Here is an 18,466-nt window from a genome sequence, read left to right as displayed (position 1 = left end):
AGACATAGAATCTCCTACGAAGAGCACGCGCTTGGTGTAGGAGCGAGCTTGCTGGCGAACCACCAACGACACCGATTTACCGACCGTAAACCGGGCTGCCCGCCGACACTTCCTGCGGCCGGCTCAGTACATCGCGGCCGGGCAGGAACCGCCCGAATACCCGCTCCTTGCCCAGCGTCTCGGGGAAGCCGCTTTCGCGGCGATAGGCCACGCGGCCGTTGATCAGGGTGGCATCCACCGCAGCGTCGTTGCGCTTTACCAGGCGGGTCAGGCCGATCACCTCCATGGGCGCCTCGCAGACCTCATCCAGCTCATCGGTCAGGCCTGCCGGGTTGACCACCACCAGATCGGCGCGGTCGCCGACGCGGATGTAGCCGGCGTCGATCCCGGCGAAGTCCGCCAGCTCGCCGGTCAGTCGGTGGATGGCGCGGCCGGTGTCCATGAAGCTTTGCCCGGCCAGTTCGGCATCGCGCACGTACTTGAGCATGCGCAGCGGGAAGTTGTACTGCGCATGGGAAGCCAGGTGCGCGCCGGAGTCGGCGAAGCCCGGCTGGGTCCAGGGGCTGGCCAGCAGCTTGCCCATGATTTCGGGGCGGTGGTTGCCGTAGCAGGTAGTCCACTTGAGGTCGTTGCGGTACTGGCCGGCCAGCTCGAAGAAGGCGTCCACCGGGTCCAGCCCGCGCTCGCGTCCGATGTCCTCGAAGTTGCGGCCGACCAGAGATGCGTCCGGGCATTCGCGCACCCAGCAGTCGGACAGGTTGCGGTGCCACAGTCCGAGGCTGAGGGTGGCCTTGATGTCCTTCTTGAAGCGCTCACGGAAGGCCGGGTCCTGGATGCGCGTGTAGAGCTCCTCCGGGTCCTTGATGTCGCGCAGCACCTCGCCGGCGCCGAACTCCTCGAAGCCGTTCATGTTCAAGCCTTCGATACGCACGACGAAGGGCGCGGGCAGGGTCTGCCAGCGGTAGCGGCCGCGCAGCAGGCGGTTGGCGACCCAGCCGGAGGCGCGGGTGATGCGGTGCATGAAGGGCTGGGATTTCAGGTCCAGCGCGGTGAGCATCGAGCACTTGAGCGGCCGGCGGAACCAGCCGTGGGCCTGGTAGAGGAAGGCGAACACGTTGATCTTGGTAACCGCGTTGGGCGCGCCCTGCATCAGCGCATTGCGCCGGCGCAGCACGGCGAAGAGACGGGAGAACTCCTTCCAGCTGGCGAAGGTGGAGGGCAGCGGGCTGGACCAGGCGCGGTCGCCGTCCATCTTGTCCAGGCGCGTGGTCATCACCGAGAGGCCGAAGCAGCCCGCGTCCAGCGCCTGTTCCAGCAGTTCCTCCATGCGCGAAAGTTCCTCTTCGGTGGGCTTGGCACCGCTGATGGCGCGCTCCAGGCCCATCACCGTCACGCGCAGCTCGGAATGGCCGAGGAAGGAGCAGAGGTTCGGCCCCAGGGGCTGCTGGTCATAGAAGGCGCGGTAGCCCTTGGCGTCCTTCCAGGTGCGCTTGTCGCGCAGGATCGGCAATACCTGCTCGCGCGGCACGGCTTCGACGCGGGTGAACAGGTCCGAGCAGTCCTCGGCCTCGCCCAGCACCATGCTGATGGAGCAGGAACCGACCGACACGGTAGTCACGCCGTGGCGCACCGACTCCTTCAGCGCCGGCGCGGCAATGGCTTCGGCGTCGTAATGCGAATGGATTTCCAGGAAGCCGGGGGTGACCCACTTGCCGGCGGCGTCGATGATCTGCGCACAGCCTGTTTCGTCCAGCGGGCTGAGGCTCAGGGTGTCGATGCGGCCGTCCTTGATGCCGACGTGGCGCAGGCTGCCGGGGGCATCGCTGCCGTCGAAGTACAGGCCGTTCTTGATGATGATGTCGTAGCTCACAGGAGGCTCCAGGGCGACAGCAGCAGGACGCCGCTGACCAGCAGCAGGCAGTGGATGGCAAGGCGGAAGTGGTGTTCCTCGAAGCGGTGGTGCAGACATTCGCCCAGCCACACGCCGAGCAGCAGCAGGGGCGCGTAGGCCAGCACCTGGGGCAGCGCCGGGCGCAGGCGGCCGTCGAGCAGGAAGGCGAAGGTCAGCAGGCCGTTGAGGGTGAACCAGACGCAGACCAGGGTGGCGCGCAGGCGGGTCTTGTCCAGCGGGCGGGTCGAGAGTGCATAGACCAGCAGCGGCCCGCCGGAAGCGAACAGGCCGTGACAGACCCCGGCGGCGCCGGTGGCCAGCCGCACCACCCAGTGCGGCGTGCGGCCGCGCTCCGGTGCATTGGCGCGAAGGCGCCACAGTTCGCGGCCGGCGAACCACAGGATCAGTACGCCGAGGCCGCGCTTGAGCGGTTGCGGGTCCAGGTGCGGCAGCAACAGGTAGCCGATCAGCATGCCGATGAGCATCCCCGGCAGTACGGTGCGCAGCAGCAGGCCGGTGTCGATCAGGCGGCGATGACGCCAGCAGAGGTAGCCGGTCATCCCGATGTTCAGCGGCACCAGGATCGGCAGCAGCGTCTCGATGGGCATCAGCAGCGCGCCGAGGGACAGGGCGATCACCACGCTGCCGAAGCCGGTGATGGCTTCCAGGGTGTAGGCCAGCAGGATGAAGCCGCCGAGGGCGATGGCGGGTGCGTTCATGGGGCGGCCACAACGGCTGCGCGAGGTTCTCGGCGCGCCCAGAGCTGCGCCAGGACCAGCCCGGAGAACAGTTGCCAGCAGCCCCAGAACGCCGCGATCAGCAGCATGCCGCCGGCCTGCGGGAAGAACGTGAGGATCAGCGCCATGCCCAGTGCGGAGTTGTGGATGCCGCTTTCCAGGGTCACGGCGCGCACATCGGCGTCCGGCAGCTTCCACAGCCGCGCGCAGGTGTAGCCCAGCAGCAGCGCGGTACCGTTGAGCAGCAGGACCAGCCAGAAGAACAGGTGGAACCAGGCCATGAACTGCTGGAAGTTCCTGGCGAAGGCCATGCCGACGAAACCGAGCATCACCAGCAGCGACAGCTGCCGCATGGGTTTCTCCAGGCGCCGCGCCAGTTGTGGCCTGTGCTTGCCCAGGGCCATGCCCAGCAGCATCGGCAGGATCAGCACCAGCACCACCACGCCCACCAGCTCCAGCGGGTCGATGTGGATCTGCGTGAGCCGGTCACGGGTAGCGGGGTTCAGCCCCGCGTAGAGGGCGAAGTTCAGGGGCGTGAAGATGCCCGCGCTCAGCCCCGACACGGCGGTCACGCTGGCCGACACCGCGACGTTGCCGCGGGCCATCCAGGTCATGATGTTGGAGAAGGTGCCGCTGGGGCAGGTGGCGACCAGTATCATCCCCAGCGCCAGTTCCGGGTCGATGGGCAGGGCGACGGTCAGCAGGCAGGTGGCGGCGGGCAGCAGCAGGAACTGCACCAGCATACCGATCACCGGCGCCTTGGGCTGGCGCAAGATGCGGGCGAAGTCGTCGCGGCGCAGTTCCAGCGAGACGCCGAACATCATCAGGGCGATGATGGCGTTCAGGGCGATCATCGATCCGCCGGAGAATTCGAGATGGACTTCAGTCATCGCCGTCCTCCCGTGGCAAGAGGGCGGGGAGAGGCGAACGGGCAGTAGCCGGCGGCACGGGCGCGGCTCCGGTTTCAATCAGCATGCAAGACGACTCGTGTTTGTATTTATCGTTGTAATTGGCAAGCATAGGGCAGCGTTACCGCCCGGTAACGGCTCAATCGGGACCTTCGCCGGTTAATTCGGGACCATGTCGCACACCATTACCGTCCATTACGCCCAGGGCATCCTGCAGGCCGCCCAGCGCCTGGGGCTGCCAGTGCCTGCCGGTCTGCAGGCGGCCAGCCTCGAACCACGCATTCCCCTGCAGCGTCAGGACGCCTTCTGGGAAGCCATCTGTGCGGCTTCGGGCGACGCTTTGCTGGGCCTGCGCCTGGGCAGTGCCCTGCAGGTCGGTCATCTGGACATGGTCGGCGCGTTGTTGATGAGCTGCGATCACTACGGCGAGGCGCTGGATGCCTTGCTCGAGTATTACCCGATCATCGCCGAGGGCAGCGAGTTCCAGCGCGAGCAGGACGCGACGCAGGTGCGCCTGGTCTATCGACCCAGCTATACCGTGCGCCGCGAGGAGCGCGTAGAGGCCGCGCTGGCGAGCTTGGTGCACCTGACCCGCTGGATCACCGGCGACCGGGTCAGGCCGCAGCGATTGGCCCTGAGTCATGCGGCGCGAGGTGAGCCCACGCGTTACGTCGAGCTGCTGGAGTGCCCGGTGGATTTCGCCTGCGCCGAGAACGCTCTGAGCTTCGCTGTCGCCGATCTTGAAGTTCCGCTGATCCAGGCCAACTCGCTGATGCGCGAGCACCTGCGTGCGCTGGCCGATGCGCAGCTCGAGCGCCTGGGTGCGCAGAGCCTGGCTGCCCGCGTGCAGCAACTGCTGCGGCAGAACCCGCGATGGGGCAAGGAGAAGGTGGCCGATCAGCTGGAACTCAGCGGGCGCCATCTCAACCGCAAGCTGGCCGACGAGGGCACCAGCTTCAAGCTGCTGCGCGAGCAGGTGCTGCACGGCATGGCCGAGCAGCTGCTACGCGAATCGTCGCGGCTGGGAGAGGTGGCCGAGCGCCTGGGCTTCTCCGACGAGAGCGCGTTCGCCAAGGCGTTCCGCCGCTGGAGCGGGATGACGCCGGGGCAGTTCCGTCAGGGCAGTTGAACCGGTTACTGGCGGTTATGGTTCGCCGTGGCCAGTGCCTGGACTGCGGGCAAGTCGATGCGTTGGGGAAGGCTGCGTGGGTGCTCGATGACGCCGGTGCCCGGCAGTTTTGCAACGAAGAACTGATCGATGCCGAAGAACAGCAGGATCAGGGCGATGGCGCCGATCCAGCAGAGCAGGTCGTAGTCCAGCGGCCAGCCACGGTGCTGGCGCTGCGATCGGAGGGGAAGCTGGTGCTTCTTCATGGCGGTCACCGCGTTCGGATGGAGGGTCGGCGAAGCCAGGGGAGTGCCTGGATTCGCCGACCATTTTCCGGTGGGCGGTGTGGCCGGTGATTCAGGGAGCTCTGTAGGACGAGTAGGAATCATCTCTACTTTCCTACGCGAATGTCAGGCTCCCGGTAGCGCCTTGTCCTTCGGCCACAGCAGCCACAGCTGGCCGTCCTGCTTCATGTGCCCAGCGAGCTCGCCGGCTGCATCGCCCGTGCCCCAGAACAGGTCTGCGCGGACCTCGCCGACAATGGCGCCGCCGGTGTCCTGGGCCGCCACCGGGCGCACCACCGGCGCACCGTCCGGGCGGGTGGTGGAGAGCCACATCAGGCTGCCCAGCGGGATCACCTTGCGGTCGATGGCCACGCTGTAGCCGGGGGTCAGCGGCACGTTCAGCGAGCCGCGCGGGCCTTCGTTGCTGTCCGGGCGCTGGCTGAAGAAGACGTAGCTGGGGTTGCTTGCCAGCAGTTCGTCGACGCGCTGCGGATGGGCGCGGGCCCAATCGCGGATGCGCGCCATGCTGACTTCTTCCTTGCTCAGCTCGCCCTGTTCCACCAGCCAGCGGCCCACTGGCTTGTAGGGGCGGCCGTTCTGCTCGGCGTAGCCCAGGCGCAGTTGGCGGCCGGAGGCGAGCTCCACGCGGCCGGAACCCTGGATCTGCAGGAACTGCAGGTCCATCGGGTCGGGCAGCCAGGCCAGCACGGGCGCGTTCACCCCATCGCGGCGGATGCCGGCGGCATCGGCGTAGGGCACCAGGGTGTTGCCTTCGAGCCTGCCGCGCAGGCGCTTGCCCTTGAGTTCGGGGTAGACGCTGTCCAGCGCCACGGTGATCAGGTCCTTCGGCACGCCGTAGACCGGCACGGTGTGCTGGGCGTCGCGCTGCTGGCTGCCGCGGTAGACCGGCTCGTAGTAACCGGTGATCAGGCCGTTCTTGCTGCCCTCGGCGGAACGCAGCTGGTAGGGCTGCAGGTGGGCCTGCATGAACTGGCGGATGGCCGGGGCGGAGGTCGGCACGCTGGCGGCGTCGGCGCAGGTCGCGGCCCAGATGTCATCCTTCTTCAGACGCACCGCGCAGGCCGAGCGCCAGGCGCTGAATCCTTGCAGTACGTCGGTATCGGCGGTCTGTGGCAGGTCCGACCAGTCGGCCTTGGAATAGGTGGGCGCCTGGGCCTCTTCGGGCTTTTTGCCGAACAGGCCGCAGCCTGAAAGCAGGGTGGCGAGGCAGAGGGTAGCAACGAGAGGGCGGGTCCAGTGGCGGGACGAATCGGTCACGGGCAGGTCCTGGCAGGCAAACGAAAGCCCGCTAGCTTGGGCAGACGCGGGGCGTGCGTCAAACGCATCGGTCGGATTTACACGCCTTGCAACGAATCCCCGGGCGGCCCGGTAGAATGTCGGCATGAATCGACAGATGGGTGGTTAGAGCGTGGAGGCAAGGCAGGGTTTCGTCCTGACCCGACATTGGCGGGATACGCCCCAAGGCACGGAGGTGGGCTTCTGGCTGGCCACCGATGAAGGGCCCCGGCATGTGCTGCTGCCGCCGCAGACCTCGGTGGCCTTCGTGCCAGCCGAACAGCGCGCCCGCGCCGAAAAGCTGCTGGCCGGCGAACGCGGCGCCGAACTGCGCCCGCTGGGCCTGCGCGACTTCCAGCAGCGCCCGGTGCTGGGCCTTTATTGCCAGCAGCATCGCCAACTGATGAACCTGGAAAAGCGCCTGCGCGAGGCGGGCGTCGAGGTGTTCGAGGCGGACATCCGCCCGCCCGAGCGCTACCTGATGGAGCGCTTCATCACCGCGCCGGTGAGCTTCAGCGGTGAGCCCGGTGAGGGCGGCAGCATCGTCACGGCGCAACTGCGCCCCGATCCGGGCTATCGGCCGAAGCTGAAACTGGCCTCGCTGGACATCGAAACCAACATCCGTGGCGATCTCTACTCCATCGCCCTGGAGGGCTGCGGCCAACGCCAGGTCTACATGCTCGGCCCGGCCAACGGCATCGACGGCGATCGTGATTTCGAGCTGGAGTACTGCGACAGCCGCGCGCAACTGCTGGAGCGCCTGAACCAGTGGCTGGCAGAGCACGATCCCGACGCCATCATCGGCTGGAACCTGGTGCAGTTCGACCTGCGCGTGCTGCAGGAACACGCCAAGCGCCTGGAGATTCCGCTGCGCCTGGGGCGCGGCGGCGATGAGATGGGTTGGCGGCAGCACGCATCGTCCAATCACTACTTTGCGGCGGCAGCGGGGCGGCTGATCATCGACGGCATCGAGGCGCTGCGCTCGGCGTTCTGGAGCTTCCCGTCGTTCAGCCTGGAAAGCGTCTCGCAGCAGCTGCTGGGCGAGGGTAAGTCCATCGATAACCCGTACGACCGCATGGCCGAGATCGACCGCCGCTTCGCCGAGGACAAGCCAGCACTGGCGAAATACAACCTCAAGGACTGCGAGCTGGTAACGCGGATCTTCGAGAAGACCCGTATCCTCGACTTCCTGCTCGAGCGCGCCAGCGTCACCGGGCTGCCGGCGGACCGCAGCGGCGGCTCGGTGGCGGCCTTCACCCACCTGTACCTGCCGCCGATGCACCGGCTGGGCTACGTCGCGCCGAACCTCGGCGGGAAGGCGCCGGAGGCCAGCCCCGGCGGCTTCGTCATGGATTCTCGACCGGGGCTCTACGAGTCGGTGCTGGTGCTGGACTACAAGAGCCTGTACCCGTCGATCATCCGCACCTTCCTGATCGACCCCGTGGGGCTGGTGGAAGGCTTGAGCGACCCGTCGGAGGAGGCGTCGATTCCTGGTTTCCGCGGTGGCCGTTTCTCGCGGACCCAGCATTGCCTGCCGGCGATCGTCGAGCGCGTCTGGCAGGGCCGCGACGCCGCCAAGCGCGACGGCAACGCGCCGCTGTCCCAGGCCCTGAAGATCATCATGAATGCCTTCTACGGCGTGCTGGGTTCCAGCGGCTGCCGCTTCTTCGATCCGCGCCTGGCCTCGTCCATCACCATGCGTGGCCACGAGATCATGCGGCGCACCCGCGAGCTGATCGAAGGGCAGGGGCACCGGGTGATCTACGGCGACACCGATTCCACCTTCGTCTGGCTCGGCCGCGCCCACGACGAGGAAGAGGCGGCCGGTATCGGTCGCGCGCTGGTCAACCACGTCAACCAGTGGTGGGTCGAACACCTGCGCGATGAATACGGACTTGAGAGCGCGCTGGAGATCCAGTTCGAGCGGCACTTCCAGCGCTTCCTGATGCCGACCATCCGTGGCGCGGAAGAGGGCAGCAAGAAGCGTTACGCGGGCCTTGTGCGGCGCGCCGACGGCAGCGACGAGATGGTCTTCAAGGGCCTGGAAACCGTGCGCACCGACTGGTCGCCGCTGGCCCAGCAGTTCCAGCAGGAGCTGTACCTGCGCATCTTCCAGCGCCAGCCTTACCGGGATTACGTTCGCGACTACGTGAACCGCACGTTGGCCGGCGAGCAGGATGACCTGCTGATCTTCCGCAAGCGCCTGCGCCGCCAGCTTGGCGACTACGAGCGCAACGTGCCGCCCCACGTGCGCGCCGCACGGATCGCCGATGACTACAACGAGCGCCAGGGACGTCCGCGTCAGTACCAGCGCGGCGGCTGGATCAGCTACGTCATCACGGTCAATGGCCCGGAGCCGATGGAGACGCTCAGCTCGCCGATCGATTACGACCACTACGTCAGCCGGCAGCTACAGCCCATCGCCGATGCCATCCTGCCGTTCGTGGACGATGACTTCAGCGCGCTGGTCGACCGGCAGCTGGGCCTTTTCTAGGCACAAAAAAGCCGGCGCAAGCCGGCTTTTCCATTTATCGCGGCTCAGTCGCCGCGGTATTCGCAACCGCTGGTGCAGGTTTCATGCACGCGCACCTTGGACAGCTCCGGCAGCAGCGGCTTGAGCTGTTGCCAGATCCAGCGGCAGAGGTTCTCGCTGGTGGGGTTTTCCAGGCCGGGGATATCGTTCAGGTAGTTGTGATCGAGCTGGTCGTAGATCGGCTTGAAGATCTGCTTGATCTCGGCGAAATCGCGAATCCAGCCGGTATGCGGGTCGACCTCGCCCTCGATGTAGATGGCGGCCCGGAAGGAGTGGCCATGCAGACGGCCGCACTGGTGCCCGGCGGGAACGTGGGGCAGGCGGTGGGCGGATTCGAAGGTGAATTCCTTGAACAATTCCAAAGTAGCGTGCTCTGTGACGATTGCCGGCCCTGGAACGGGCCGGCCGGAAAATGGGCGCATAGTCTATCACTATCGTGCCCGGCGGGCCGGTCGATCCGGCCAGCGGCTCACTTGATCGCCAGGCGCCGCGCGAGGCGATTGAGGTTAGCGCGGTCCAGGCCCATTTCACGGGCGACGGCTGCCCAGTTGCCTTCGTGGCGCTCCAGGCTCTGGCTGATCATCCGGCGTTGGAAGGCGTCCACCGCCGGGCGCAGCTCGCCGACCATTCCCATACCGGAGGTGTCGTCGCCTTGGCTCGTCTCCGCATTGGGGACGCCCTTGTGCAGGGCATTCAGGGTGAGATCATCGACGCCCAGGCTGAGGATGCGCGAGCGCTGCGAGTGGTTTGCCAGTGCCTTGAGAGACGCGCGGCCGATCAGGTGTTCCAGTTCGCGCACGTTGCCCGGCCAGGGGTAATCGAATAGCGCGGCCTGGGCTTCGCGGGTCAGGCGCAGGCTGCGCAGACCCAGGCGTGGGCGGTTCTGTTCGAGGAAATAGCCGGCCAGGAGCAAGACGTCGTTGCCGCGTTCGCGCAGCGGCGGAACGCGCAAGGGGTAGACGCTCAGGCGGTGGTAGAGATCGGCGCGGAAGCGGCCGGCACGGACTTCCTCGGCAAGGTCGCGGTTGGTGGCGGCAATCAGGCGCACATCCACATGGTGTTCGCGGTCCGAGCCCAGACGCTGCAACTGGCCGCTCTGCAGCACGCGCAGCAGCTTGGCCTGGATGGCCAGCGGCAGCTCGCCCACTTCATCGAGGAACAGGGTGCCGCCGTCGGCCAGCTCGAACTTGCCGCGTCGCTCGCCGACTGCGCCGGAGAAGGCGCCACGGACGTGGCCGAAAAGTTCGCTTTCCACCAGGGTTTCCGGCAGCGCCGCGCAGTTCAGGCTGATCAGCGGCTGGGTGCGTCGCAGCGAATTGGCGTGGATGGATTGGGCGACCAGTTCCTTGCCGACGCCGGTTTCGCCGGTGATCAGCACGCTCAGGTCGCTGCCGGCCACTACCTGGATTTCATTCATCAGCGCCTGGTGCGACTTGCTCTGGCCGATCAGTTCCCTGGGCTGGTCGCCGGAGGCGCGCTGGTAGGCGTCGGCGCGCTGCTGCTCGTGCTCGGCGCGCTGGGCCAGGGCGGTCATGCGCTGGTTGGCCTTGACCGTGGCGGCCGCGAGGCTGGCAAAGGCTTGCAGGTTGTCCAGGTCTGCGGTGGAAAAGCGCTCGGGGTCCAGCGCATCGAGTGTCAGCAGGCCCCAGGGCTGTTCGTCGACCAGCAACGGGCAACCGAGGCAGTCGTGGACTTCAAGGTGGCCGTGCAAACCCTCCACCAGCCCGTCGTAGGGGTCGGGCAGGCCGCAGTCGGCAGCGAAATGCGTCGGGCCGGGATGCTCGATGAGGGCGCGCAGGCGTGGATGTTCGCTGATCTTGAAGCGGCGGCCGAGAGTGTCCTGGCTCAGGCCATCGACGGCCAGCGGCACCAGTTGGTCGCCTTCCAGTCGCAGCAGTGCGGTGGCATCGCACGGCAGCAGGTCGCGCAGCGCTTCGAGCAGACGGCGATAACGTTCGCTTTCCGGCAGTTCGCGGGACAGGTCGGCAACCAGTGGGAGGAGGGTGGCAAGTAGCGGGTTTCGAGTCATTTTGACCTCTATGCAGTCATTCTGACGCTGATCAATAGTGGTCATTATGACTCTATTTCCATTAAAGGTCCCGTGATTACTGGGCTGCAGGGTTGGCACGCTTCCTGAAATACCTGAGGCAGAGAGCACAGGCGACCCCCCTCGCCGCCTGGCCAACCCGAGGAGATCCACATGCTGTCCAACGAACACCGTACCCTGGTCAAGGCTACCGTCCCGCTGCTGGAGACCGGCGGAGAGACCCTGACCCAGCACTTCTACAAGATGATGCTCAGCGAGTACCCGGAAGTTCGTCCGCTGTTCAACCAGGCGCACCAGGTTTCCGGCGACCAGCCCCGCGCGCTGGCCAACGGCGTGCTGATGTATGCCCGCCATATCGATGAGCTGGAGCAGCTCGGCCCGCTGGTGGCGAAGATCGTCAACAAGCACGTGGCCTTGCAGATCCAGCCGGAGCACTACCCGATCGTCGGCAGCTGCCTGCTGCGTGCGATCCGCGAGGTCCTCGGCGAGGAGATCGCCACCCAGGAGGTGATCGACGCCTGGGCCGCCGCCTATGGCCAACTGGCCGATATCCTGATCGGCGCCGAGGAGTCGGTGTACCAGCAGAATGCCGAGCAACCTGGCGGCTGGCGCGGCGCCCGGCGCTTCCGCATCGTGCGCAAGAAAGTCGAGAGCGAGGAGATCACCTCCTTCTACTTCCAACCGCTGGATGGCGAGCCGCTACTGGACTTCCAGCCCGGCCAGTACATCGGCCTGTCCCTGGAGATCGGCGGGGAAGAGGTGCGCCGCACCTACTCGCTGTCCGACGCGCCCAATGGGCGTGAGTACCGTATCAGCGTGAAGCGCGAGCCCGAAGGCAAGGTTTCCAACTACCTGCACGATCACCTGAACGTGGGTGACGAGTTGGACCTGTTCCCGCCGGCAGGCGATTTCGTCCTGCGGGACGGCGACAAACCGCTGGCCCTGATCACTGCCGGGGTCGGCATCACTCCGGCACTGGCGATGCTCAAGCCGGCCCTGGCCTCCGGTCGCGAAGTGCACTTCATCCATTGCGCCCGCCACGGCGGCGCGCATGCATTCCGCGAGTGGGTCGAGGCGCAGTCCGACGCGCATCCGCAGCTCAAGCATTACTTCTGCTACAGCGAGCCGCGCTCGCAGGACGCATCCCATGCCGAGGGCTTCCTAAGCCGCGAACTGCTGGCCGACTGGCTGCCGGAAGACCGCGACCTGGACGCCTATTTCCTCGGTCCCAAGCCGTTCATGGCCCAGGTAAAGCGTCACCTGCGCGAGATCGGCGTGCCCGAGCAACAGTCCCACTACGAGTTCTTCGGCCCGGCCAGCGCGCTGGAGGCCTGAACCTGAGCGCCGGCCCGATGGCGGGCCGGCGCAACCCGAGGAGGTGTGTGATGGAAAGTCTTTTCGCCTGCCCACAACGCAATCTGTCGATGTCCTGGTCGCTGCTGACCGGCGGGCTCGTCCTGCTGCTATTGGGGATCACGGGAGCCTATTTCGTCGATGGCCATCTGAACCTGCAGAGCATTGTCGCAGCGCATGCCTTCACCATCCTCGGCCCGACATTATTGAAGCTGGGCTACGTGCTGCGGTTGGTGGCCCAACATCAGATGCGCAAGGAAGGCTGGGAGGCTTGCTGTGTTACTGGTTGATCGAAAGGCTCTGCTGACCATACCGCCCCTGTGGCGCCTGGGCTTTCGCCCGTTCTTCCTCGGCGGCGCGGTGTTCGCGCTGATCGGCATCGCCGCCTGGGCGGCCGTGCTGCTCGATGTGCTGCCGGCCTGGCAACCGCTGGGCGGCTGGCTGGCCTGGCACCGCCATGAAATGCTCTTCGGCTTTGCGGCGGCGATCATCGCCGGTTTCCTGCTCACCGCGGTGCAGACCTGGACCGGCCGCCCCGGCGTCAGCGGCAAGCCGCTGATGGTGTTGTCGCTGGTCTGGCTGGCAGCGCGTGTGGGCTGGCTCGTGGGAGCGCCGCTGTGGCTGGTCACCGTTCTGGAGCTGGCGTTCATGCCGGCGCTGGCGTTCTTCATCGGTCGCAGCCTCTGGCAGGTCCGCCAGAAGCGCAATTATCCGATCATCGCGGTGCTGGGCCTGATGACATTCGCTGACGCGCTGGTGATGGCGGGTATCTGGACCGGCAACGATGCCTGGCAGCGCGGCGGCGCGCTGGGTGCGCTGTGGCTGGTGGCGGCGCTGATGGGTCTGATCGGCGGCCGCGTGATTCCCTTCTTTACCCAGCGCGGGCTGGGCCGCACGACTCAGGTGCCTGCCTGGAACTGGCTGGATAACGCACTGCTGGGCGGCACGATGCTGGTGGCGGTGCTGAGCGCAATCGGCATCGGCCTGGCTCCGCACCCACTTGCAGGCCTGCTGTTCGCCGCGTTGGCGGTCGGGCACCTGATCCGCCTGTGGCGCTGGTACGACAAGGACTACTGGGGTGTGCCGCTGCTCTGGTCGCTGCACCTGGCCTACCTGTGGATGATGCTGGCCCCGGCAGGCATGGCAATGTGGCACTTCTCCCCGACCTTCAATCCGAGCCTGGCGATCCACATGCTCACGGTGGGCGGTGTGGGCGGGCTGATTCTGGCGATGATCGCGCGGGTCAGCCTTGGCCATACCGGCCGCCCGCTGCAACCGCCGAGGGTGATGTCCTGGGCCTTCGCGCTGCTCAACCTGGGCGTTGTCGCACGGGTGCTGCTGGTGATCTGGTGGCCGCTGGAAGGGCTGAGCATCGCGGCGGCGTGCTGGGTGGTGGCGTTCCTGCTGTTCGCCTGGTACTACGGCCCGATGTTCTGGAGGCCGCGCCTGGATGGGCAGCCGGGCTGATCCGCGGTATGCCATGACGCGGTTCGCGGGCACGACCCGCCCTCCACGAACCGGTTAGCGTAGGAGCGGACTCTGTCCGCGATGATTTTCCGCCCGCTGAGCGGCTTCGGGCCAATCGCGGACGGAGTCCGCTCCTACGGTAATGCTCAGTTGCCTGGCGGTGCCTGGCGCAGCCGCTTGAGCTCGTCGCCCAGCCAGCCGCTGGCGTCCTGTTTGCCCGCCGGGCAATCGACCTGGTAGCGCTGGCCGCTCATGCTGCTCTTGGTCGCGGCGCGCTCGATGAAGTCTTCCGCGCTGCTGACCATGTCCTTGTTCTCCAGGTAGTCCAGTTTTTTCTGCAGGTGTGCCCGCGCTTCCCCGGCCGGGTACTCGCTGCCGTTACGGATGAACTGGCAGCCGCTGTGTTCGACGAAGTCGAGCAATTGGCTGATTTCCTGCTGCGCCTTGGCGTCCATGGCTGCCTGCGCGCTCGCGCCGACAAGCAGGAGAGTGGCTAGAAGGGAGCGAAGCTTTCGAGAGTGAGACATTGCGATTCCTTGCCGTAGGCGTGAAGCCGCCGATTATGTCAGCGGCTGCAGACGTTCGCCGAGCCGGCCGCTGTCTACCAGTTCAAGGAACTCGTCGCCCATCCGCCGGCTTTCGTCCATCGCCTTGCGCCAATAGCGCTCGCGGCCGGCGTCGTCGCCGACGTAGCGGTGGAAGTCCTTGCGGTCCGGCAGTTTGTTGTGCGGCAGGCGCGCCAGGTAGTCCTTGGACGGGGCGAGCAGCAGCACGTCCTGCAGGCGGCCGGCGTCGCCACGGCGCCAGGGCAGCCCCTTGTCGAACCAGCCGGGGATGACCTTGTCGGTGAAGTGCGGGTAGAGCACCACGCCATCGGGTTGGTAGGGCAGGTCCAGGTGGTAGTCCAGCAGTCCTCCGTCGCGGTAGGTGCCAGGGCCGGCGCCGGGGATGTCGCGCACGCCTTCCATGACCATGGGGATGGATCCCGATGCGAGCAGAGCGTGGCGCAGGTTGGCGAGGTCCAGGTGCAGATAGCGCGAGGGGAAGTCCGACAGCGCCTCCAGCGGTGGCGCGCGGCGGGCGTCATGAATGATCAGCCGCTCGAAGTGCCGGTGCAGGTGGCGGCGGCCGACCAGGTTGTCGCGGATCACTGCGCCCAACCCGAGGCCGAGGCTGGTCTTGCCGTCCTGCGCGAGGCGGCCGTGGCTCTTCACCACCACCACGTTGAGGCGGTACCAGGGGTTGTCCAGCACGCTGGCGTCATGGCCGTCGAGCAGGTCGTCGAGCATCTTTGCGCAGCTTTTCGATACGTCGCTGATGCCGGCATTGCGGGCGAAGCGTTGCTGGGTGTAGAGCTCGCCCAGGCGGCGGATACCTTCGGCCGGGTCTGGCAGGCAGGCGCTGGCGAAGCGCCAGGAGCCGATGGAAGCACCGATCAGCGAACGCTCGCGCGGTGCGCGCGGCAACCATTCACCGAACAGGGCGAGGTCCAGGCCCTGGATGCCCAGCGCCTTCGGGCCGCCGGCGGCGCCGGGAAGAATGCCGACATCGGCGGGGGCCAGCCCTTGTTCGCGGATGCGCTGGAGCGCTCGGCTTCCGGCCTTGAGGGTGAGGGCAGGGGTCTTGATCTGGATGGTGGTCATGCGGGCCTCGCTGTGGCAGGCCGCGATTATAGAGCCTGTGGGCCAGGAGCAAGGATACTTCACGGAGTGAATGTCCCGTGTCGATTCAGCTTGAATTAAGTCCTTCTCCGTAGTCTGAGAGCCGTGAAATTCTGACGAGGTACGCTCATGAAATGGCTGTTGATCCTGACTGCGCTTTCCGCCCTGCTGCTGGGCGCAGGCGTTGCCACGGCCCACGACATTGGCCCGGACGAGGCTTTGCGCCTGCGCGATGCCGGCACCATCCGCAACTTCGAGGAGCTGAACCGCACCGCGCTGGCCAAGCATGCCGGCGGTTCGGTGTACGATAGCGAGCTCGAGCTGGAGCATGGCCGCTATCTCTACAAGGTCGACATCAAGGACGCCCAGGGCGTGAAGTGGGATGTCGAGCTGGACGCGGTCACCGGCGAAGTCCTCACCGATCACCAGGATGACTGATGAAGACCGTTCTGCCCCGCGTGGTGCTGCTTGGCTTGGCGCTCGCCGCCGTGGTTGGCGTCGCGCAGGCCCATGACCTGAGCCAGGACGAAGCCCTGCGCCTGAGCAAGGAAGGGGTGATCCGCCCCTTCGAGGAAATCCTCCCCGCCGCGCTGGGCCGCTATCCCGGCTCGCGCCTGCTCGAAGCCGAGCTGGAGAAGGAGCACAACACCTATATCTACGAGGTGGAGCTGCTGACCACCGAAGGCGTGGTGCGCGAACTGGAACTGGATGCCCGCGACGGTCGCATCCTCAAGGATAAGGAAGACGACTGATGCGCCTGCTGCTGGTGGAAGACCACGTACCCCTGGCCGATGAACTGCTGGCAACCCTGACCCGCCAGGGTTATGCGGTGGACTGGCTGGCCGACGGCCGCGATGCCGCCGTGCAGGGGGCCAGCGAACCTTACGACCTAGTGATCCTCGACCTCGGCCTGCCGGGCCGCCCCGGCCTGGAAGTGTTGCAGGAGTGGCGTGGCATGGGGCTTTCGATACCGGTACTGATCCTCACCGCGCGCGGCTCCTGGGCCGAGCGCATCGATGGCCTGAAGGCCGGTGCCGACGATTATTTGACCAAGCCGTTCCATCCCGAGGAACTGTTGCTGCGTATCCAGGCGCTGTTGCGCCGTGCCCGTGGGCTGGCCAACCAGAGCCAGCTGGAAGTCGCGGGCCTGAGCCTCGACGAGTCGCGCCAGTGCGTGCAACAGGGCGGCAAGGAGGTCGACCTGACGTCCGCCGAATTCCGCCTGCTGCGTTACTTCATGCTTCACCCCGGCCAGCTCCTGTCGAAATCCCACCTGGCCGAGCACCTGTATGACGGCGAGACCGAGCGCGATTCCAACGTCATCGAGGTCCATATCAACCACCTGCGCCGCAAGCTTGGCCGCGAGGTCATCGAGACCCGCCGCGGCCAGGGTTATCGCTTCACCGGCAACGGAGTCGGCCGTTGATGTCGATCCAGCGCCGGCTCGGCCTCGGGCTCGGCGTGGTGCTGGTGGTGGTCGGCCTGGCCTTGGCTCAGGCGGGCATCTGGCTGTTCGACCAGGGCCTGCGCCGCTATCTGGTGAACGGGCTGCAGGACGAGGCGGAAAGCCTGCTGGTGGGCATCACCCGTGGCCCGGCCGGGCTGCAACTGGACGGCCAGCGTGTCGATGCGGCCTATGAGCGGTTGTTCTCGGGGCGCTACTTCGTCATCCGCTTCGACGACCAGACCTGGCGTTCGCGCTCGCTATGGGACAACGAGCTGAAGCAGCCCTCGCACAAGGGGCTGGCCAGCAAGCTGGAAAAAGGTCCGGATGGCCAGCGCCTGCTGGTCTTTCGCGGCGACTACAAGCGTTACGGCAAGCACCTGAGCATTGTCGTCGCGCAGGACTACACGCCTGTCCTCAAGAGCTTCAATCGTTTGCGCAACATCGGCCTGGGCGCCGGCGCGCTGGCGTTACTGCTGATCCTGGTGTTCCAGGGGTTCATCGTGCGCCGCTCGCTGCGCCCGCTGGAGCGCGTGCGCCAGCAGATCGCCCAACTGCAGGAAGGCCAGCGCAGCCAGCTGGACAGCCAGGCGCCGCGCGAGCTCGAGCCGCTGGTGGAGCAGATCAACCATTTGCTCCAGCACACCGAGGACACCCTGCGCCGTTCGCGCAATGCGCTGGGCAACCTCGGCCATGCGCTGAAGACGCCGCTGGCTGTACTGATCAGCCTCGCAGACCGCGAGGAGCTGCGCGACCATCCCGATTTGCGCCGGGTCCTGCAGGAACAGTTGGAGCAGATCGAGCAGCGCCTGGCCCGCGAGCTGGGGCGTGCGCGGCTGGTGGGCGAGGCGCTGCCCGGCGCGCACTTCGATTGCGACGCCGAACTGCCTAGCCTGTGCGACATGCTCAAGCTCATCCATGGCGAGCACCTCGCCGTCCACTGGCAGGCGCCACCTGCCACGCGCTTGCCGTATGACCGGGAGGACCTGCTGGAGATGCTCGGCAACTTGCTGGACAACGCCTGCAAATGGGCCGACCGCCAGGTGCGGTTGACGGTGGAGAAGGGCGCGGATGCTTACCGGCTTTGCGTGGACGACGATGGCCCCGGTATTGCCGAGGATCAACGCGACAGTGTTCTGGAGCGCGGCACGCGCTTGGATGAGCAGGTTGCCGGACATGGCTTGGGCCTGGGCATCGCGCGGGATATCGCGGCGGCCTGCGGTGGCCGTCTGAAGCTGGACGGCAGTGAGCTGGGCGGGTTGCGCGTGGTGGTGGAGCTGCCGCGGCGCGCGGTGTGACTATCAGCTGTGCCCGGCTTTCGTAGGAGCGGACTCCGTCCGCGATTGGCTCCGTGCCGTGTCGTGCGGTTCGCGAGCAAGCTCGCTCCTACCGGGGCGATTCGGCGCCTTGGCCAGCCCTCTCCCCCCGCCCTCTCCCTGAAGGGAGAGGGAGCTATATGGCATGGTGCGACGTACGTCGTGCACCGGCGAGCACGGTATTGTCAGAGCGCGCCGAACGGTTCCCTCTCCCTTCAGGGAGAGGGCTAGGGAGAGGGGCTTTTCGGCTGTACCAGGACGTCAAACCCGGAACTGATCCATCAACCCCTGCTGATGGTTCGCCAGCTTGTTCAGCGACTGGCTGACCTGCGCCGACTCCTGCGCCTGGCTCGACAGCGACTCGGTGACATCACGGATGCCCGCGACGTTGCGGTTGATCTCCTCGGCCACCGCGCTCTGT

19 protein-coding genes are annotated in these 18,466 nt (G+C 66.5%); 9 read left to right on the top strand and 10 right to left on the bottom strand.

Features of this window, described 5'->3' with window-relative positions; translation table 11 throughout:
• Positions 1 to 76: 76 nt before the first annotated feature.
• Genes C167_RS32040 through C167_RS0101580 form a run of 3 tightly spaced genes read right to left on the bottom strand, consistent with a single transcriptional unit; the run spans position 77 to position 3,518 of the window.
• Positions 77 to 1,870 carry an N-acyl-D-amino-acid deacylase family protein gene (locus C167_RS32040; protein ID WP_017516528.1) on the bottom strand — a complete coding sequence of 598 codons (1,794 nt, stop codon included), beginning with the start codon at positions 1,868 to 1,870 and terminating at the stop codon, positions 77 to 79.
• On the bottom strand, positions 1,867 to 2,610 hold the full coding sequence (locus tag C167_RS0101585; RefSeq protein WP_017516527.1) for a sulfite exporter TauE/SafE family protein: 744 nt from the start codon (positions 2,608 to 2,610) through the stop codon (positions 1,867 to 1,869). Before C167_RS0101585 ends, C167_RS32040 begins: the two co-directional genes overlap by 4 nt.
• Positions 2,607 to 3,518 (bottom strand): bile acid:sodium symporter family protein, encoded by a 912-nt coding sequence (locus C167_RS0101580; protein ID WP_017516526.1) that lies wholly within the window; start codon positions 3,516 to 3,518, stop codon positions 2,607 to 2,609. Before C167_RS0101580 ends, C167_RS0101585 begins: the two co-directional genes overlap by 4 nt.
• 190 nt (positions 3,519 to 3,708) lie before the next feature.
• Between C167_RS0101580 and C167_RS0101575 the strand changes: the two genes are divergently transcribed.
• Entirely contained in the window at positions 3,709 to 4,665 is a 957-nt protein-coding gene (locus C167_RS0101575) for an AraC family transcriptional regulator (RefSeq protein WP_017516525.1), read from the top strand.
• A gap of 5 nt (positions 4,666 to 4,670) precedes the next feature.
• Here C167_RS0101575 and C167_RS0101570 read toward each other — a convergent pair whose 3' ends face one another.
• Both C167_RS0101570 and C167_RS0101565 read right to left on the bottom strand, forming a co-directional pair.
• Positions 4,671 to 4,910, bottom strand: a complete 240-nt coding sequence (locus C167_RS0101570) for a hypothetical protein (protein WP_017516524.1) — start codon at positions 4,908 to 4,910, stop codon at positions 4,671 to 4,673.
• A gap of 144 nt (positions 4,911 to 5,054) precedes the next feature.
• A complete protein-coding gene (locus C167_RS0101565) occupies positions 5,055 to 6,206 on the bottom strand; it encodes a murein transglycosylase A (protein ID WP_017516523.1) in 1,152 nt (383 codons plus the stop codon).
• A 151-nt stretch (positions 6,207 to 6,357) separates the two neighbouring features.
• On the opposite strand from C167_RS0101565, the gene C167_RS0101560 reads away from it, so the two are divergent.
• Positions 6,358 to 8,718 carry a DNA polymerase II gene (locus tag C167_RS0101560; protein WP_026078731.1) on the top strand — a complete coding sequence of 787 codons (2,361 nt, stop codon included), beginning with the start codon at positions 6,358 to 6,360 and terminating at the stop codon, positions 8,716 to 8,718.
• A gap of 44 nt (positions 8,719 to 8,762) precedes the next feature.
• Here C167_RS0101560 and queD read toward each other — a convergent pair whose 3' ends face one another.
• Both queD and norR read right to left on the bottom strand, forming a co-directional pair.
• Positions 8,763 to 9,119, bottom strand: coding sequence for a 6-carboxytetrahydropterin synthase QueD (gene queD, locus C167_RS0101555; RefSeq protein ID WP_017516521.1), 357 nt, complete (start codon positions 9,117 to 9,119; stop codon positions 8,763 to 8,765).
• 107 nt (positions 9,120 to 9,226) lie between these two features.
• Complete coding sequence (gene norR, locus C167_RS0101550) at positions 9,227 to 10,786, bottom strand: nitric oxide reductase transcriptional regulator NorR (RefSeq protein ID WP_017516520.1); 1,560 nt, start codon at positions 10,784 to 10,786, stop codon at positions 9,227 to 9,229.
• Between the two features lie 171 nt (positions 10,787 to 10,957).
• On the opposite strand from norR, the gene hmpA reads away from it, so the two are divergent.
• Genes hmpA through C167_RS0101535 form a run of 3 tightly spaced genes read left to right on the top strand, consistent with a single transcriptional unit; the run spans position 10,958 to position 13,624 of the window.
• Positions 10,958 to 12,139, top strand: coding sequence for an NO-inducible flavohemoprotein (gene hmpA / locus C167_RS0101545; RefSeq protein ID WP_017516519.1), 1,182 nt, complete (start codon positions 10,958 to 10,960; stop codon positions 12,137 to 12,139).
• Between the two features lie 50 nt (positions 12,140 to 12,189).
• Positions 12,190 to 12,447, top strand: coding sequence for a hypothetical protein (locus C167_RS0101540; RefSeq protein ID WP_017516518.1), 258 nt, complete (start codon positions 12,190 to 12,192; stop codon positions 12,445 to 12,447).
• Positions 12,434 to 13,624 (top strand): NnrS family protein, encoded by a 1,191-nt coding sequence (locus C167_RS0101535; protein ID WP_017516517.1) that lies wholly within the window; start codon positions 12,434 to 12,436, stop codon positions 13,622 to 13,624. Before C167_RS0101540 ends, C167_RS0101535 begins: the two co-directional genes overlap by 14 nt.
• A gap of 146 nt (positions 13,625 to 13,770) precedes the next feature.
• On the opposite strand, the gene C167_RS0101530 is transcribed toward C167_RS0101535, so the two are convergent.
• Positions 13,771 to 14,151 (bottom strand): DUF5329 domain-containing protein, encoded by a 381-nt coding sequence (locus C167_RS0101530; protein ID WP_157791807.1) that lies wholly within the window; start codon positions 14,149 to 14,151, stop codon positions 13,771 to 13,773.
• A 33-nt stretch (positions 14,152 to 14,184) separates the two neighbouring features.
• The gene (locus C167_RS0101525; RefSeq protein WP_017516515.1) at positions 14,185 to 15,267 is read right to left on the bottom strand and encodes a patatin-like phospholipase family protein; all 1,083 of its coding nucleotides are present in this window, start codon (positions 15,265 to 15,267) and stop codon (positions 14,185 to 14,187) included.
• Positions 15,268 to 15,414: 147 nt separating this feature from the next.
• Here C167_RS0101525 and C167_RS0101520 point away from each other — a divergent pair, with 147 nt between their 5' ends.
• From C167_RS0101520 to C167_RS0101505, 4 genes are read left to right on the top strand one after another with little or no spacing between them, the layout of a single operon-like run.
• Complete coding sequence (locus C167_RS0101520) at positions 15,415 to 15,723, top strand: PepSY domain-containing protein (RefSeq protein WP_017516514.1); 309 nt, start codon at positions 15,415 to 15,417, stop codon at positions 15,721 to 15,723.
• Positions 15,723 to 16,037, top strand: a complete 315-nt coding sequence (locus C167_RS0101515; protein ID WP_017516513.1) for a PepSY domain-containing protein — start codon at positions 15,723 to 15,725, stop codon at positions 16,035 to 16,037. Before C167_RS0101520 ends, C167_RS0101515 begins: the two co-directional genes overlap by 1 nt.
• A complete protein-coding gene (locus C167_RS0101510; protein ID WP_017516512.1) occupies positions 16,037 to 16,711 on the top strand; it encodes a response regulator transcription factor in 675 nt (224 codons plus the stop codon). The genes C167_RS0101515 and C167_RS0101510 overlap by 1 nt, the downstream gene beginning before the upstream one ends.
• Positions 16,708 to 18,027: a sensor histidine kinase gene (locus C167_RS0101505; RefSeq protein WP_026078729.1), complete on the top strand. Its 1,320-nt coding sequence runs from the start codon at positions 16,708 to 16,710 to the stop codon at positions 18,025 to 18,027. Before C167_RS0101510 ends, C167_RS0101505 begins: the two co-directional genes overlap by 4 nt.
• A 279-nt stretch (positions 18,028 to 18,306) precedes the next feature.
• Here C167_RS0101505 and C167_RS34810 read toward each other — a convergent pair.
• On the bottom strand, positions 18,307 to 18,466 hold a 160-nt coding region (locus tag C167_RS34810; RefSeq protein ID WP_200860138.1), incomplete at its 5' end, for a hypothetical protein.

Origin of the sequence: Pseudomonas nitroreducens TX1, assembly GCF_000313755.1 — a bacterium.
GTDB lineage: Bacteria > Pseudomonadota > Gammaproteobacteria > Pseudomonadales > Pseudomonadaceae > Pseudomonas > Pseudomonas nitroreducens_A.
The sequence above is the reverse complement of the archived record's forward strand: the minus strand, read 5'-3'. Positions and strand labels throughout refer to the sequence as shown.

Excerpts from the sequence above, each read along its gene's own strand:
- C167_RS0101540 (WP_017516518.1), top strand. The coding sequence starts at position 12,190 with ATGGAAAGTCTTTTCGCCTGCCCACAACGCAATCTGTCGATGTCCTGG.
- C167_RS0101510 (WP_017516512.1), top strand. The coding sequence starts at position 16,037 with ATGCGCCTGCTGCTGGTGGAAGACCACGTACCCCTGGCCGATGAACTG.
- C167_RS0101575 (WP_017516525.1), top strand. The coding sequence starts at position 3,709 with ATGTCGCACACCATTACCGTCCATTACGCCCAGGGCATCCTGCAGGCC.
- C167_RS0101515 (WP_017516513.1), top strand. The coding sequence starts at position 15,723 with ATGAAGACCGTTCTGCCCCGCGTGGTGCTGCTTGGCTTGGCGCTCGCC.
- C167_RS0101585 (WP_017516527.1), bottom strand. The coding sequence starts at position 2,610 with ATGAACGCACCCGCCATCGCCCTCGGCGGCTTCATCCTGCTGGCCTAC.
- C167_RS0101520 (WP_017516514.1), top strand. The coding sequence starts at position 15,415 with ATGAAATGGCTGTTGATCCTGACTGCGCTTTCCGCCCTGCTGCTGGGC.
- C167_RS0101525 (WP_017516515.1), bottom strand. The coding sequence starts at position 15,267 with ATGACCACCATCCAGATCAAGACCCCTGCCCTCACCCTCAAGGCCGGA.
- C167_RS0101530 (WP_157791807.1), bottom strand. The coding sequence starts at position 14,151 with ATGTCTCACTCTCGAAAGCTTCGCTCCCTTCTAGCCACTCTCCTGCTT.
- C167_RS0101570 (WP_017516524.1), bottom strand. The coding sequence starts at position 4,910 with ATGAAGAAGCACCAGCTTCCCCTCCGATCGCAGCGCCAGCACCGTGGC.
- norR (WP_017516520.1), bottom strand. The coding sequence starts at position 10,786 with ATGACTCGAAACCCGCTACTTGCCACCCTCCTCCCACTGGTTGCCGAC.
- C167_RS0101580 (WP_017516526.1), bottom strand. The coding sequence starts at position 3,518 with ATGACTGAAGTCCATCTCGAATTCTCCGGCGGATCGATGATCGCCCTG.
- hmpA (WP_017516519.1), top strand. The coding sequence starts at position 10,958 with ATGCTGTCCAACGAACACCGTACCCTGGTCAAGGCTACCGTCCCGCTG.